The organism is Deltaproteobacteria bacterium (assembly GCA_018668695.1).
GTDB lineage: Bacteria > Myxococcota > XYA12-FULL-58-9 > XYA12-FULL-58-9 > JABJBS01 > JABJBS01.
In genome coordinates this window covers 12016-26247 of sequence record JABJBS010000364.1, presented here as the reverse complement: position 1 = coordinate 26247, position 14232 = coordinate 12016, and the positions used below count along the sequence as shown (strand labels likewise).

Below are 14232 nucleotides of genomic sequence, written 5' to 3'. Positions count from 1 at the left end.
CCCAAAATGATTGAACAGCTCCTCTCATAGTATCTCGGCGGTGGGTACCCTGAGGTCAAGTCAGCAATATCACGGTTTTGTCAAAGTAGACGCCGAGGGCTCCAATGATCCCCAAACGCGTACTTCCTCCCTCGAATCAAGCAAACTTGCTGCACCGCGTCACCACTGCAACTTAACACGAGAGAAAATCTACTCGCCCTGGCCGAAGACCGCGCAAAAGATTATGTTGCGCAAAGCTTTCGGAGAAACCCATGAAGAACCTGCTCTCGATTCTTGTCATCGCCCATTTATGCCTGAGCGGGTGTCTCTCAGCCGGCAACGATACCGACCAAGTTAAAGCGCCCGGTGACACATCGGAATCGACTCCCCAAGAGGATTCGGGAGATGAACCGAGCGACCTTCAACCCGTCGATCCAGCGGTTGATTTAGAAGACGAGGAAAGTGTTCCCGCCGAGCCCATCGACTTTACAAAAATAGGTGTACCATGCGAGCCGGGCCCAACATGCCCAGGGGCCACGGTACCCGAATGGAGCCTTTTGGATTTTCAACCGATGAGTCCTGAGTTTGGTAATTTTTACGGTTTAGAAATGTTTTCCGGAACCGTCACCCTGGTAAGCCTTCATGCAGCCTGGTGCGCATACTGCCGAAACCAAGCCCTGCATATGAATACCATGTGGAAAGAGCTCCAGGCCGCGGGTTTCGAAGTTCAATTTGTAACGGTGAACAAAGACAACGCAGCCGACCAAGAATATCGAAATTGGATGCTCTTCGAACACGATGATGAAGGAAACCAAATTTTCGATGAACTTGGTAACGCTATTTTTCGCTGCACTTATCCATTGTTTCAAGACACCCCAGAGGATGCGGTTTGGGCAATGCATGGTGGTAATAAAGACGATTTTTATATCTACGATGAAGACGGCGCTTTAGCACTCTACTTACCTGCGGGCGGCGATATCAGCACTCGGCTCTCCACCACGAATGGTTACAGCAATCTTAAAAGCGCCCTGCTCTGGGTTCTTACCGGAGTGAATCCTGCAGACGAGGCCGGCGAGTAAAGAGCCACGACTAGTTCAATAACGAAACAGTCTTTGCAAAAATCGAGAGCTGCGCCTCTCCATCCAGACTCTCCAAAACGATTAATTCTAACCGCAGACGACGGTAGTCACCTTCCTCCATATCAAAAGAGATAACCGTGGGTTCCATCACGTTTTGGATTGGAATCTCGTCGCCATCGGGACCGGTACCCATAAGCTGACGGGGTCTTAAAAAGATCCTGTCGTATTGCCCAGCGGGTAAACTTGCCCGGGCTATCATCAAAGGCTCATTTTGTACCATCACTGCATCAAAGGACTCCACCACAAGGCCGAGACCAATCCATTCTGGCGTAACTTGATGGTCAGCCGTGACTTCGTAACCGGCTGGCTGAACCTGGATATCTTCGATTTCAAATTGCAATGCAGCCAAGCGCCCGGCGTCTCTTAGGTCACACGAAATCTCAACTTCCAGACCCGGCTCCGGGGATGCACAGCTGCACAAGGACAATAAAGAGCTGATGACAATGAGGCGTAAACGGATGAAACTCATCAGTCCTCAGACGAGTCGTCGCTTGGGTCGTCGGCTGGCCCAGGAGTCTCTTCTTCCAGGATACCATCAGGGTTATCCGTCGTTGGGTAACCGCGGTTACGCCATTCTATGTAGCCTTCGTCGAGTACTTTAACTTTGCTAAAACCGTTTTCTTCAAGCACATCTGCAGCATATTGAGATTCATTGTGGGGACAAGCGCAGTAGGTAATGTACCAGACATCTTTCGGGAGAGCATCGACGCATTTTTCAACATCATAATAAGGCAGCGAAATCGAGTTCTTGATGCTGTGCAGATTGTGATCCAATGGAGGACGCGCATCGATGATGATAAATTTATCGCCCGATGCGTATGCCGGGTAAATCACATCGATTCCCAAGAGCTGACCGCCGGTGTGGAAAGAACTTGGTTCGTCTCCATCACCCACATAAACCACCTCGGGGCAATCGGCCGATGCTTCCGAGGTTTCTTCACCACAACCCACAAGGCTTAGAACTGAAATGGCGACCGCATAACTTAAAAACTGCTTCATTATTATTCTCCAGTTGTCTCAGCAAAGGACCGAATAGCAAGTACTAGATCTGCAATCTCTTTGGCACTCAATGAGCCGTCATAGGCGCCCATCGCTGTGCCTCGGCGCCCTCGTGCGATAGCATACCGTAAGAAGTCATCGCTTACACTGCTGAGAAAAGTTCGATTATTCAAACTCAGTGCCACATCACCCTCGCCCGTTGCGCCATGACAAAATGCGCACTGACTTGCATAAAGCTCTAAACCAGGCGCAAGTTCTGCTCCGTCATCGCTTGCCGTCCAGTCCGCGTCGATCTCGATATCCACTTCTTGGTACGAACGCAGAAAAGCTATGAGGTCTGAAACGCCTTCAGCATCTAGGGGTCCTAGCCAATCAACGCCGTAGGCTCCCATCTTCGTTTCGGGACGACCCTGCTCAATGGCTACTTTCAAGAACTCATCCGAGGCTGTGGCGATAAAGTCTTGATTGGTCAAAGCATTGGCTTTGGGTGAAACATAACCTTCCCCTTCGTCTCCATGACACAGGGCACACAAGTTCTCGTAATGCTCTCGGCCTCGGGTTACTTCGGCTGGTTCACAGGCGCATATCCAAAGCGCCAAAAACACTGTGGTCCAAACGGTTTTCATCAAGAGCCCTTCGTTAAACACCGCACGCGTTGGGAAGTGTATCTAGGACACTTATTTCCAAACAATCCCATCGTTAGGCAACACCTAGAGCTGCGATTGTTCATAAATAATGAAATCATTTCATTCCCATTGAGTTTCAGACGCCCAGCGTCGCTATTGTATTGCGAGTTACTCCTACTTGAATCATAGGAGAACTGGCAAACTTGAAAATCGATCAAACTAGGCGCCCCATGCTTCATATTGTTTTATTCCAACCCGACATTCCTCAAAACACCGGCAATATTGGTAGGTTATGTGCATTTACCGATACGCGGCTGCATCTCATTCACCCTTTAGGTTTTGAGATCACCGAAAAGCGATTACGCCGTGCAGGAATGGATTATTGGCAGCATCTCGATGTGCATGAACATGAGAGTTGGGAAGCGTTTAAAGCAAGTGATGCTGGACCTAAGCGGCTCTGGCTCTTTACGACGCACGCCGAAAAGGCGCACTGGGACATTGAGTATGAAGATGGTGACGGATTGTTGTTTGGTAAGGAAACGGCAGGAGCGCCGCAATGGCTTCACGATGAGGTAGGTGACGAACAGCGCGTCACCATACCTCGGTATCAATCTTTCCTCCGGTCGCTCAACTTAGCGACATCAGCTGGAATTGCGACTTACGAGGCGCTGCGTCAGCTTCAAGGCACAGTGGTGCAGGGTCCGAATCCGGCCTGAATATCTGCAAAGGAATTCGTTGGGCCTAATGCCATCTCCCATCTTTCACCTAGGAGAAAATCTCTAACGAGATAGCCCGATTCCTCGGATACCTTACCTGCTTTCAGCGTTCTGAAGTGTGCCTGCTTGTTCAAACTCCTCGGTACAATACCTCTAGAAACCGTGAATCGTAGGTGCAGCTTATGCTCACCCCCCAATAAAATCCGGTGATCCCCATCACCTTCTCCGACCTCTCACTCTTCTCCATCTTAACAAGGTCGGTTGCGAATAACTCTGAGCGCCACGCCTGCCAGTGCTTCCATATCCAATTGAAACTCTCTTCGTTCAAGAACTTGTCGTCGTAACCAATCGCCCTCCACCAAGGACCGCTACCGACACGACTTCTTTGTTTTTGGAGCTTCTTCTCTTCCTCGGTTGCGTCGCATGCGGTTGCGACTCGTTGCTCACCTAAAAATTCTAAACCTCCCGGACAAAAAGTGTCAACAGTAAATAACTTTCAAAAGTACGCGCAGAGGCTTTTAAATGGGGGGTCAGAGGGAATCTGACAAATACCCACATGTAAGAGAACTCCCTCTTTTTCACAAATTAGGAAGATGTCAATTCGCTAGGGCTCGAGATAATTGTCCGATATTAGGAACTTAGAATCAGAGACGATTGCAGGGCCAGGACATCTAAATGATAACAAAAAAAAAGCACCGTTTCCGCCGGGCTCACTCAGCAGAAACGGTGCAAACGAAATAAATGGTCAAATTCCAAGAGTGGGGCTCACTTCACTCCTGGGAGTCCAAAATTCGTCTAGTCGTCCAGTGTTTCTTAAAATGTGGCTCATCTAGGAGAAACAAATGTGTTTGACGACACAAGAAGTTAATAATGAGAATCATTCTCATTGTCAACAGTTTTTTATCTATGTAGTTGACGAACTCGATCTTAACCTTCAATCAGTCATGTGATGAACGAAGTCCTTCAGCTCACATTGGCTACAGCTATCCTTATCGGATCCACTGTGGTCATCGTGCGAAATTTGATAAAGCGCCGTCAGGCAGCTTGCACGGGTACCTGCGCCACTTGTCCAAGCGGCTCAAGTAACGCCACTGGCCCAGGCTCCTGCGAACGTGTTAGTGATGCGAACCCAGACCTCACACAAATCCGAGCTCGCAAGAAAGAGTAACTCAGGAAAAATTATGTACGACATCCTCTTAAAAGGTGGCCCCATCGTCATCCCAATTGGGATTTGTTCATTGGTAGCACTGAGCGTTTTTTTAGAACGTCTCTGGACTCTGAAACGCTCAAGGGTGATCCCAGACCAATTCATTGATCGCATTCAAACCATGATCCGGGAAGACCGGATCTCCGATGCACTGCTTTTGTGCGAGGAAAGCCAAAGCCCCATGGCCAACATCATGGCCGCCGCGCTTCGAAATGCCCGACGCCAACGGCCCGTGGTTAAAGAAGCCGTCGAAGAGGTCGGTAAACACGAAGGTGCCCAACTCGAAAAATTTGTTGAGGTACTCGGCACCTGTGCGGCCATCTCTCCTCTCATGGGATTGCTTGGAACTGTTACCGGTATGATGGGCGTGTTTCGAGAAGTCGAAGCTGCGGGCCTTGGTGACCCGTCGGTATTTGCCAGCGGCATCTGGCAAGCTCTTATCACCACAGCCATCGGGCTGACCGTAGCCATCCCTTCCTTTATTTTTTACAAATACCTACTTGGACGCGTGGATGGCCTATTGCTTGAAATGGAAGAACGCTCACTGAATCTCATCGATATGGTGGCTTCTCGAGAATGAATTTCTCAACCCGAAGTAAAAGACGTGGGCTTACGGACATCAACCTTACACCCTTGGTTGATATCGTATTTATATTGCTCATTTTCTTTCTCATTACCTCTACCTTTGTCCAAAGCCCGGGAATTGATGTGACTCTTCCCAAGGCCAAAAGCTCAGCGGACACCACCGAAGCACAAAGCGTTGTTGTGACTGTTACTGAAACAGGGCAACTGGTTTACGGCGGTGAAGAGATGGATGTGGGAGCACTCCAAGCGGCGCTCGAAACAATATTTAATGAAACCCCCAACCGGCAAATCGTTATTCAAGCTGACGAAGAAACCGACCATGGGGCCGTGGTGGAAGCCATGGATGCTGCTCGAGCCGCAGGGTTTCTAAAGCTTGGAATCGCCACTCAAGCAGCACCTTAAGCCAATCACCGGGCAAACTTGCATTTCACAGATCGGAGCTTTACGATGCCCTTCATGCAGCGTCGTCATCTAATAGGCTTAGGCCTCCTTGTTGTCTTAAGTTTCAGTGCGGTCGTGTACACCGTTTTCATTTCTGAAGGCTGGGAAAAGAGAGAATCTCTCAAACAAGAAGTTGCTACCCGAAATTTTGAAAATGACGCAGCTCAAAAAGAAGTCGAGAAATTGCGCGAGCGCATTCAAGCCATCCGAGAAAGACCCGATGTGCAAGAACGCCTGGTTCGAGACAAAGCTGGTTTCGTCCGGCCCAATGAAGTCATCCTCGAGATGAACCCCTGAATCTGGCTGAACCATCGTGAGTCAACACCCAACCATCAGCCGATACATTATCAAAAGCGGTCTCGGAAGAGGCGCCAGTGGGCGCGTCTATCTCGCAGATGACCCAAAATTCAATCGACAAGTGGCCATCAAAGTTCTCGATGAGGAATACGCCCGAGATCCCCAACATCGGAATCGTTTCGAGCGTGAGACCAAGGCTATGGCCAGCCTTGAGCATCCCAACATCGTCAAACTACTCGATCACGGCGGCTCGGTAGAGTCTCAGCTTTTTCTAGTTATGGAAGTCATCGATGGTCCGCACCTTGGGCAGCTGGCCCGCGAATGGGGTGACATGCCCGAGACGCTCCTCGCTGCCATTGGTTTGGAGCTGGCGGCCGCTCTCTCCCACGCACATAACCAAGGGATCATTCACCGCGACTTAAAGCCGGAAAATGTATTTTTAGACAGCGGTCGTTTGGTGTTGGCCGATTTCGGTATCGCCAAAGCCATCGCTGAAAACTCAGCTTTAGGTGAAGACGTTAGTCGAATCACAGAGGTCATTGGTACGCCTGGTTTCATGGCACCGGAGCAGCTGGAACAAAAAACGCTTTACCCGCAAACTGACATTTTTGCCTGTGGCGCGCTCTTATATTTTCTCGCATGCGGAAAAGTTCCCTACGAGGGCAACAGCCCCTACATGCTGATCAAGAATATGCGCGAAACCCGGCCCACCCCTCTCTCCGACTTGCGACCGGAACTATCCGAAAGATTCACCAAGCTCATTCAGCTCTGTTTATCATTTGCCGCCAATATGCGACCTGTCTCCATGGACGCCGTGCACGAGCAGCTACGTGATATTCTCTACGACAGTGGGGCGAATGATATTGCTGATATCTTTATCCAATATGCCAATAATCCCACAGCCTTTAGGCAAGACGATAGAGAAAGACGCATCGGCCAGATTCTCTTACAAATCAGGCAAGCAGTCCGAGAAGGCGACGGCATTCGCGCAGACTCACTGCGAGGTCGCTTAAACATACTCGATCCGGGAAACCCGCAAGGCCAAGCTATCACGGGCATGGAAGCTTTGATGCGGCAAACCGAGCTTCAAGCTTCTCCCGAAGAATCATTTGAACGCCATGGCCAATTCAAACAAGGCTTGGGCTTATCGATTTTAATCGCCTTGGGAATGGTTGCTGGGATTTGGCTCGCAAAAGACTGGGTGGCACCGGCGCCTCCTGAGCCTGAATCCGCTCGGGTTATTTTGCAAGGGCTCCTCGATGTCGAAACAACCGGCGTGACCTATGTGTTTATCAACGGCTCAGCCCAAGGCAGCATTCGTACCAAGGGGCAATTTCCAGTTCCCGTTGGAGATGCGACTCTCGAATTCCAGCATGAGAAGCATGGCAGTTTGAAGGCAAAACTCACCATCAAAGATCAGGTCACCACGCGCATACTATTAAATTGGAAGAAGAAGTCCGTAGACCTTCGGCCCTAAAGCCAACCCGCTATTTCGGAATGCGAATCGGTAATTTAGTTGGACAATCCGATCCGCCACGCTTTGGAAAAACAACCTTCTTAAACGCTTTTTTCAAACACTTATGAAGCAATCCACGGCGATACTTAGGGTGCTCTATCTCAAACTGAATAACCTGGCCGCGGGCTCGCACAATAAATGCGAGGTCCAACTTATCAGGCATAACTGCTCCGGCGGCCGAAGCTCTTTCCTGCTCTTGAGAGACACAATTCGTAATCGACTTGATATGCCTTTTTATCACACGCATCACGTCCTGCTGCTTAAGCTGGCACGAATCTGAGATTTCAGTGGTTACGGTTCGCTTGGCCCGGGTTCTTTTTTTGCGAGGCGCCAGAGATTTCTCTTTCAGCTTATCAGCTTGTTTTTCATCAAACTCTAGCTGCGCACCCTCGAGCATCTGAGCTGTGACCAGTGGTTCTATCGCCGGCAATGGCAACGCTTCACTGATCTGAACAGCCTTACGCCGTTGCTCAAGGATATCGTCGTGTTGGGCTTGTTGTTCGAGTGCTAGCGCTCCTGCTTCTCGCTCCACAATCATAAACGCTGCGCCTGCACCGACCGCGAGCAGAACGACTGATAAAACCAATCGCGTTTTCGCCACACTCTTTCGCCGAGCAACAAGTGTTGTATTACGTTTTTCGAGAGTCTCTCGAAAGGCACTCACACGAGTAATGTGATGGAATTCACCTTGGTTACAGGCCACATGAATCTCGGGCGATATCGTTCCCGATAAGATTCTCTCAGACAACACATGCATCGACACCGGACCGAAAATTTGTTCATCCTGCCGGTAGAGCCATTGCTCAACTGAGTCTGTACTTTCCGTAATCATGAGTCATCTTCATAGCACGAACCGAAGACCGAGCTATAGGTAGATTCGAATTTGCTTCCAACTGGAACCACTGCGGCCGTCAGACCAAGGCTTCTGTACTGGTATTTAGGCGTCGTGAGCGGTGAATTGAGGCGGAAGTCGAGCACTGTTTCACCGATCTCGCAGCTCTTTGAGTACGCGCTTGATACGCTCCTCAAGGCGGTCCACATCACTGAAGCCCACCAAGGTTTGCCCCTCTAAAAAATCACCAGCCGGACTTAAGAAAACCAACGAAGGCAGTGTGACAACCTGATAGCTCTGCAAGAGCCGTGAAACCTCTGGTGTGATCTCAGTTGCATCAATTAAGACAGGGACAAAGCTCTCCCGTAAATGCTCTTGAATTCTGGGATCAACAAAAACTTCTTGATGCATCCGCTTACAAGGCTTGCACCAATCTGCTCCAAAATCGATGAGGACGGGTTTGGACTTATCCTCAGCGAGCTGTAACGCTCCCTTAAGACTCGTTTGCCAAACTCCTTGAGAAGTGGCGGGATCAGTCTTGAAACAAGCAGTTGCGAAACCGAACAGAAAAACAAACAAGAGTAGATGCTTAACCGGCTGACTCAACGCTTCGTACCCGCCACATTCTTTCGGCGCTTCTTGCGCTTTTTACGAGCCTTCTTTTCCGCCGCTTTTTGCTTTTTAGCCTTCGCATCACGGGCCGATTGAACATCCTCTGGTACACCCACAAATGGCCAAAGTCTTTCAGGAGCTGTACTCCCAAGAGGCAACCCAAGCGCCATCCGTGTCTGCGCCAAAAGCTTTAGAGGTCCATCCTCGCCATAACCTTCGTTGGTCATTTTCACGGTTCCAGCCTGATCGATCAGAAAGCTCATAGGCAGTGCTTCTACTCCGTAGCGACGCGCCACAATTCCAAACCTGTCGTTCAGAAGCGGAAAGGCTGCCCCAAAGTCGGTGACCATCTTTTTGACGACTGCAACCTCCGCAGGATCTTTATCAATGGTAACAACGATGACTTGAAAACCTTGATCCACGTAGGACTTGTGGAGCTCAACCAGATAGGGGAGTTCACGCTTACAGGGCTCACACGTTGTTGCAAAAAAGGAAAGGAATGTTGCTTTCTTACCACCCGCATCCAGCGCCTTGGTGTAATCAGAAAGATTTACATAACGCTTGTCACTCACGCCCTCGTTGACGGTTTTTAAAGTAAATAACGGCGCAGAATCACCGATGCCTAATTGCCCACCGTGGCTGGGAGCCGCAAGAAAGAGACACCCCAAACATAGTCCATATACAAACTGTTTCCCCCAACGTTTAATCACGACTTCCTCTTTGGCTTTCGGCTTTTGGCTGCTCTGCGATTCTTCGCCGGGCTGCTTTTAGTACCTGTTTTTTTAGTATCGACAGTATCTGGTTTACGCAGTGGTTTCACATGAGCAACCGGTTCCTTGTCACCGCTCTTGGTCCAGCGAACCTTTTTCAAGCCTTTTGGAAAAGCTACAGCGAAAACGTCATCATAATGAGCTGCGAAGACAAAATTCATCTTCTCACGAACAACATCTGGGATCTCTTCAACATCCGCGCGGTTCGCTTCTGGTAAAATGACCGTATTGACGCCGGCTGCTCTTGCCGCAACGACTTTTTCCCGAATACCACCCACCGGCAATACTTCGCCGCCCAACGTGATTTCTCCAGTCATCGCAAGCCGTGCCCGCACCGGTGTATTCGTAAGCAGTGATAAGAGAGCCGTGGTAATCGTAACACCAGCAGAAGGACCATCTTTCGGAACTGCCCCTGCAGGAAAGTGCAGGTGTAAGTCTCTCTTTTGGAATACTTCAAATGGTATGCCCAGATCTTGGGAGCGGCGCTTCACGAACGAAAGTGCAATCGTCGTCGACTCCGTCATAACCTCACCGAGCTGACCCGTGATACGCATCATGCCTTTGCCGCGCATCATTGCTGCTTCAATAAACAACACCACGCCGCCCACCGGTGTCCAGGCAAGACCCGTTGCAACACCCGATTTACCTGCCTGCTTCAAACGGTCATCCCGAAGTTTCGGCGGCCCAAGATAATCGACCAAGAGTTCCTTGGACACGGCTGCTTTCACCTTCTGACCGGCTACCACTTCAGTGGCCCGCTTTCGGCAAACCTTACCAATTACCCGGTGAAGTTCTCGTACCCCGGCTTCCCGGGTGTAATCGGTAATCATACTTCGCATGATGGTTCGGCTCACACTTACTTGACGTGTGGTGAGCCCATGATCTTCACGCTGGCGCTTGAGCAGGTAGCGCTGTGCAATCTCAAGCTTTTCTTCAGGGATATAACCTGGCAAGTCGATGACCTCGAGGCGGTCTAGAAGCGGCCCAGGAATTTGGCTTTTAACGTTCGCCGTGGCGATAAACATCACCCGTGACAAATCAAAAGGTAAATCGAGATAGTGGTCTTGGAACGCATGATTTTGAGCAGGGTCCAAAACTTCAAGCATCGCGCTTGATGGATCCCCACGCCAATCGGAACCCATTTTATCGAGTTCGTCGAGCATCAAAACCGGATTGGCGGTTTTTACCTGTCGTAATGCCTGGAGAATACGGCCCGGCATGGCACCTATATAGGTTCTCCGGTGCCCTTTGATTTCGGCCTCGTCACGCATGCCACCTACTGAAAACCGATAGAACTCGCGCCCCAAAGCCCGTGCCACCGATTGACCGAGTGAAGTCTTCCCAACACCCGGAGGCCCTGCAAAACAAAGAAGCGTACCGCGGTTATCCGGATTGAGTTGACGGACTGCCAAGTATTCAATGATGCGGTCTTTGACTTCATCAAGCCCATAATGATCCTCATCAAGTACTTCGCGGGCATGCTTAATATCAGCAATGTCCTCCTGCACATGAGACCAGGGCAAGCTGGCAATCCATTCTAGGTACGAACGAACAACATTGTGTTCGGGACTCTCAGCCGGCAAGAGCTGTAAACGTTTCATCTCATCATCGGCTCTAAGCTGAGCTTCTTCTGGAAGCCCTGCGGCCTCAAGCTTCTTCTGCAACTCTTCAATGGCCAAAGCCGTTGGGTCGCGCTCTTCTCCAAGCTCTACTCGGATAGCTCGAAGTTGTTCACGAAGCAGATAATCGCGCTGGTGCCGTTCGACCTTCTCACGAATTTCCTGGCTGATGCGATTGCCCACAGTCAGCATATCCAATTCGCGAATCGCAACTTCCAAGGCCAAGCGGGCCCGTTTAGCAAGATCGAGTTCAGTTAAGAAGGCAAGGCGTTCTTGAAAATCTCGCGATAAATGCTGAGCAACAAAGTCTGCTAAAATACCAGGAGCCTCGATGGCCAAAGCTGTAATCTTAAGCTCTTCCGGTACACCGGGATGGCGTTCGAAAAATTGCTGGAGTGTTAAGCGAACTTGCCGATAAGTGGCCTCAAAACTCTCTTGATCACTTACAATCTCAGTTGGATAAGCTACGCGAACCACGGGAAATGGCTTACGGCGCACCAGCTCAACCGGCTGGGTTCTACGCAAAAGATGGACCAAAGCACTCATCCGGCCATCGGGTAGCCGAAAGACTTTCATCACACGGGTCAGGATTCCCACGCGGCTTAGATCCGCTAAATCGTCAACATCCTCCTCGAGTTCAGCCTCGTCGGCCACGCCATCTCGACCCGCTAATTCTTCATCGGAGACTACGGAACCATACTCGAGTGTTTCCTCAAACTGACCGAACCCGGAGCCACTCTGGCCAAGGTCAAAACCCGGCATCGCAGTGGCTGCACCGAACTCATCCACAATTGGCATACCCGTCGACCCATTTTCGGGATCATCAACGGGTGCAACTCGGTTCAGGAGTAAGAAAAATCCCGCATTGCTCTTGGCATGCAAAACTGCTTCTTGACGACTTTTGGTGTCGAGCAGCAATGGAACCATGGGCCCCGGGAAAGGCACCAACTCATCTTGAACAATCGCCGGTAATACAGTTGGAGGCTGGTCCAAAATGGGTACAAGCGCCTTGCTCTCCAAAGGGCTCTCACTATCGATGATTGTTGTTTCTACGTCAGTCATATTTTTTATCGTCTTTCGGTTAAAGCGTGCTCGCTAAAACCACCTGATTTCGACCCAGTTCTTTAGCCTTGTAGAGTGCAGCATCTGCTCGCGCCACAAGGTGTAGGGGGTTACCTTCATCGGCTTCATTCGCAACCGCTAAACCAATAGATGCGGTTACGTGGATGGAGCCTCCAGGCGTTTGAATGGGTTTGGATTCCAAGTCAAAACGGATCCGCTCAGCAACTGCTTGGGCGTCAGCTTCATCCGTTCTTGGAAAAATAAATGCGAATTCTTCGCCGCCATACCTCGCGGCAATATCAAAACTGCGCATATTGTCTCGAACAATCGCGGCAGCGTAGCGGAGGACCTCGTCGCCCGTCTGGTGGCCATAGGTGTCGTTAAGCCTCTTGAAATTATCCAAATCAAATAGCGCAACCGCCATGTGATTGTCGTATCGAGATGAGCGTTCCCACTCTTCAACCAGGCGCTGGTCAAAATAGCGCCGCACAAAAAGGCCCGTTAAGCCATCTACAGTGGCCAGCTCATAAAGCCGCGTATTCTCAAGGGCCACCGCCGCCTGATCGGAAATGGTTGTTAACACTTCGAGGTCGTCTTGTGTGTAGGCTTCTTGCTCCGTGGTTTGTACCGAAAGCACCCCAACCACTTCATCATAAACCATCAGAGGAATGCCCAGCCACGAGCTAAACCGGGAGTCATAGTAATCCCCATCTGAGGAGTACTGGCTATACTCTGATTGGAGATCGTCAATGAGCAGTGGCTTGCGGTTGGTCATCACGTAACCAGGCAACCCGGCTCCCACTGGATACTGCAACTCTAGAAACTGGCTGCCAGACTCATCGAAAAACTCACAGTCGATTTGGTCAGTGCCTTCCTTGACCAAGCCAATCATAAAGCGAGAGGTTCGACCAACGAGTTGGACGGTCACCGTTGCTAGGTTTTTGATCAAGAGGTCGCGCTCTAAACTCGCAGCAATAATGCGACCTACGTCGTTGAGAGTGGACAACTCCTCAGCTCGTCGCTGACTCTTTTCCGTTACGGTTACGACGCGCCGAAAAATGGCATTGGTCATGAGACCCGTTGCACCCAAAAGCCAAAACAGGCCCAAGCCTTGGTGGCGAAAAGCCATCACCATAGCAAGTGACATTGGTAGAAGGACCAGCTCTGCACCAATGACGCGAACCATATACGAGCCAAGCATGCTCGACTGAGCTTCGCCCTCGAGCCAGTGCCCGCTGCCCGCAAACAAATAATGAACGAACAAAAACGTAATATAAAAAATCGGCAGCGCCCAAGTCAGAGTGGCATCGTTGATTCCGAGCATCCAAACATCGCCAAAAATCGTACCCACCAGTAGCAATACCAAAGAAGCCAGCCCGCCTTTGTAAACCAGCCAAGCCACAATGTACCACCAAGAGTCATCTTTGCGGCGTCCCGAACCGCCCATCACAAAAAGCTCGCGCACAACTCCATCGGTTGTCAGCGCAATGGCCGCAAGGATTGCTCCAGAAACTGTGCCGCAGACAAAAACAGCGGCGATGTAAAAAGCTGAATCAATAGCGATTTGGACAGAGCGAAAAACTTTAAAGGCAAGCAGACGTGCGCAAGCAATCAATCCCAAGCAAGACCACCACTGCACTGAAAAATCAGGGGCGACCAGCCTACCGTTGGACCAATACTCAGTGGTCAACAAACCAATCCATCCAGACAAACCCAAAGCTGCCAGGAAAATGATATGGGAAGCTGTATATTGGCGCCGCAATCGGACCACTTGATAACCTCAATGAGCTTCGTTGGGACCGTTGTTGGACCCACCGAAAAGATATCAGTAT

At 50.3% G+C, this 14232-nt stretch carries 15 protein-coding genes; 7 read left to right on the top strand and 8 right to left on the bottom strand.

Annotated features, from left to right (window positions below; genetic code table 11):
* Positions 1–251: 251 nt before the first annotated feature.
* Positions 252–1058, top strand: coding sequence for a redoxin domain-containing protein (locus HOK28_21065; protein ID MBT6435599.1), 807 nt, complete (start codon positions 252–254; stop codon positions 1056–1058).
* A 10-nt stretch (positions 1059–1068) separates the two neighbouring features.
* On the opposite strand, the gene HOK28_21060 is transcribed toward HOK28_21065, so the two are convergent.
* The 3 genes from HOK28_21060 to HOK28_21050 are packed head-to-tail and all read right to left on the bottom strand — an operon-like array spanning position 1069 to position 2743.
* Positions 1069–1587 carry a hypothetical protein gene (locus HOK28_21060; GenBank protein ID MBT6435598.1) on the bottom strand — a complete coding sequence of 173 codons (519 nt, stop codon included), beginning with the start codon at positions 1585–1587 and terminating at the stop codon, positions 1069–1071.
* Positions 1587–2117 (bottom strand): rhodanese-like domain-containing protein, encoded by a 531-nt coding sequence (locus HOK28_21055; protein MBT6435597.1) that lies wholly within the window; start codon positions 2115–2117, stop codon positions 1587–1589. Before HOK28_21055 ends, HOK28_21060 begins: the two co-directional genes overlap by 1 nt.
* Positions 2118–2119: 2 nt before the next feature.
* Positions 2120–2743: a c-type cytochrome gene (locus tag HOK28_21050; protein MBT6435596.1), complete on the bottom strand. Its 624-nt coding sequence runs from the start codon at positions 2741–2743 to the stop codon at positions 2120–2122.
* Positions 2744–2973: 230 nt separating this feature from the next.
* Between HOK28_21050 and HOK28_21045 the strand changes: the two genes are divergently transcribed.
* From HOK28_21045 to HOK28_21020, 6 genes are all read left to right on the top strand, one after another.
* Positions 2974–3459 (top strand): tRNA (cytidine(34)-2'-O)-methyltransferase, encoded by a 486-nt coding sequence (locus tag HOK28_21045; GenBank protein ID MBT6435595.1) that lies wholly within the window; start codon positions 2974–2976, stop codon positions 3457–3459.
* Positions 3460–4408: 949 nt separating this feature from the next.
* Positions 4409–4627 carry a hypothetical protein gene (locus tag HOK28_21040; protein ID MBT6435594.1) on the top strand — a complete coding sequence of 73 codons (219 nt, stop codon included), beginning with the start codon at positions 4409–4411 and terminating at the stop codon, positions 4625–4627.
* 13 nt (positions 4628–4640) lie between these two features.
* On the top strand, positions 4641–5246 hold the full coding sequence (locus HOK28_21035) for a MotA/TolQ/ExbB proton channel family protein (protein MBT6435593.1): 606 nt from the start codon (positions 4641–4643) through the stop codon (positions 5244–5246).
* Positions 5243–5653, top strand: a complete 411-nt coding sequence (locus tag HOK28_21030; protein MBT6435592.1) for a biopolymer transporter ExbD — start codon at positions 5243–5245, stop codon at positions 5651–5653. The genes HOK28_21035 and HOK28_21030 overlap by 4 nt, the downstream gene beginning before the upstream one ends.
* Before the next feature lie 45 nt (positions 5654–5698).
* Positions 5699–5989: a septum formation initiator family protein gene (locus HOK28_21025; protein ID MBT6435591.1), complete on the top strand. Its 291-nt coding sequence runs from the start codon at positions 5699–5701 to the stop codon at positions 5987–5989.
* Between the two features lie 16 nt (positions 5990–6005).
* Entirely contained in the window at positions 6006–7466 is a 1461-nt protein-coding gene (locus HOK28_21020) for a serine/threonine protein kinase (GenBank protein ID MBT6435590.1), read from the top strand.
* A gap of 10 nt (positions 7467–7476) precedes the next feature.
* Here the strand turns inward: HOK28_21020 and HOK28_21015 are convergent, their stop codons facing one another.
* The 5 genes from HOK28_21015 to HOK28_20995 form a co-directional block, all read right to left on the bottom strand.
* Positions 7477–8337 carry a hypothetical protein gene (locus HOK28_21015; GenBank protein ID MBT6435589.1) on the bottom strand — a complete coding sequence of 287 codons (861 nt, stop codon included), beginning with the start codon at positions 8335–8337 and terminating at the stop codon, positions 7477–7479.
* 150 nt (positions 8338–8487) lie between these two features.
* Positions 8488–8916: a DUF255 domain-containing protein gene (locus HOK28_21010; protein ID MBT6435588.1), complete on the bottom strand. Its 429-nt coding sequence runs from the start codon at positions 8914–8916 to the stop codon at positions 8488–8490.
* Between the two features lie 23 nt (positions 8917–8939).
* Positions 8940–9659, bottom strand: a complete 720-nt coding sequence (locus tag HOK28_21005; protein MBT6435587.1) for a TlpA family protein disulfide reductase — start codon at positions 9657–9659, stop codon at positions 8940–8942.
* Positions 9656–12400, bottom strand: coding sequence for an endopeptidase La (gene lon / locus HOK28_21000; protein ID MBT6435586.1), 2745 nt, complete (start codon positions 12398–12400; stop codon positions 9656–9658). The genes HOK28_21005 and lon overlap by 4 nt, the downstream gene beginning before the upstream one ends.
* Positions 12401–12419: 19 nt before the next feature.
* Positions 12420–14171: a sensor domain-containing diguanylate cyclase gene (locus HOK28_20995; GenBank protein ID MBT6435585.1), complete on the bottom strand. Its 1752-nt coding sequence runs from the start codon at positions 14169–14171 to the stop codon at positions 12420–12422.
* Positions 14172–14232 lie beyond the last annotated feature (61 nt).

Excerpts from the sequence above, each read along its gene's own strand:
- lon (MBT6435586.1), bottom strand. The coding sequence starts at position 12,400 with ATGACTGACGTAGAAACAACAATCATCGATAGTGAGAGCCCTTTGGAG.
- HOK28_21015 (MBT6435589.1), bottom strand. The coding sequence starts at position 8,337 with ATGATTACGGAAAGTACAGACTCAGTTGAGCAATGGCTCTACCGGCAG.
- HOK28_21065 (MBT6435599.1), top strand. The coding sequence starts at position 252 with ATGAAGAACCTGCTCTCGATTCTTGTCATCGCCCATTTATGCCTGAGC.
- HOK28_21030 (MBT6435592.1), top strand. The coding sequence starts at position 5,243 with ATGAATTTCTCAACCCGAAGTAAAAGACGTGGGCTTACGGACATCAAC.
- HOK28_21055 (MBT6435597.1), bottom strand. The coding sequence starts at position 2,117 with ATGAAGCAGTTTTTAAGTTATGCGGTCGCCATTTCAGTTCTAAGCCTT.
- HOK28_21040 (MBT6435594.1), top strand. The coding sequence starts at position 4,409 with ATGAACGAAGTCCTTCAGCTCACATTGGCTACAGCTATCCTTATCGGA.
- HOK28_21060 (MBT6435598.1), bottom strand. The coding sequence starts at position 1,587 with ATGAGTTTCATCCGTTTACGCCTCATTGTCATCAGCTCTTTATTGTCC.
- HOK28_21025 (MBT6435591.1), top strand. The coding sequence starts at position 5,699 with ATGCCCTTCATGCAGCGTCGTCATCTAATAGGCTTAGGCCTCCTTGTT.
- HOK28_21035 (MBT6435593.1), top strand. The coding sequence starts at position 4,641 with ATGTACGACATCCTCTTAAAAGGTGGCCCCATCGTCATCCCAATTGGG.
- HOK28_21050 (MBT6435596.1), bottom strand. The coding sequence starts at position 2,743 with ATGAAAACCGTTTGGACCACAGTGTTTTTGGCGCTTTGGATATGCGCC.
- HOK28_21045 (MBT6435595.1), top strand. The coding sequence starts at position 2,974 with ATGCTTCATATTGTTTTATTCCAACCCGACATTCCTCAAAACACCGGC.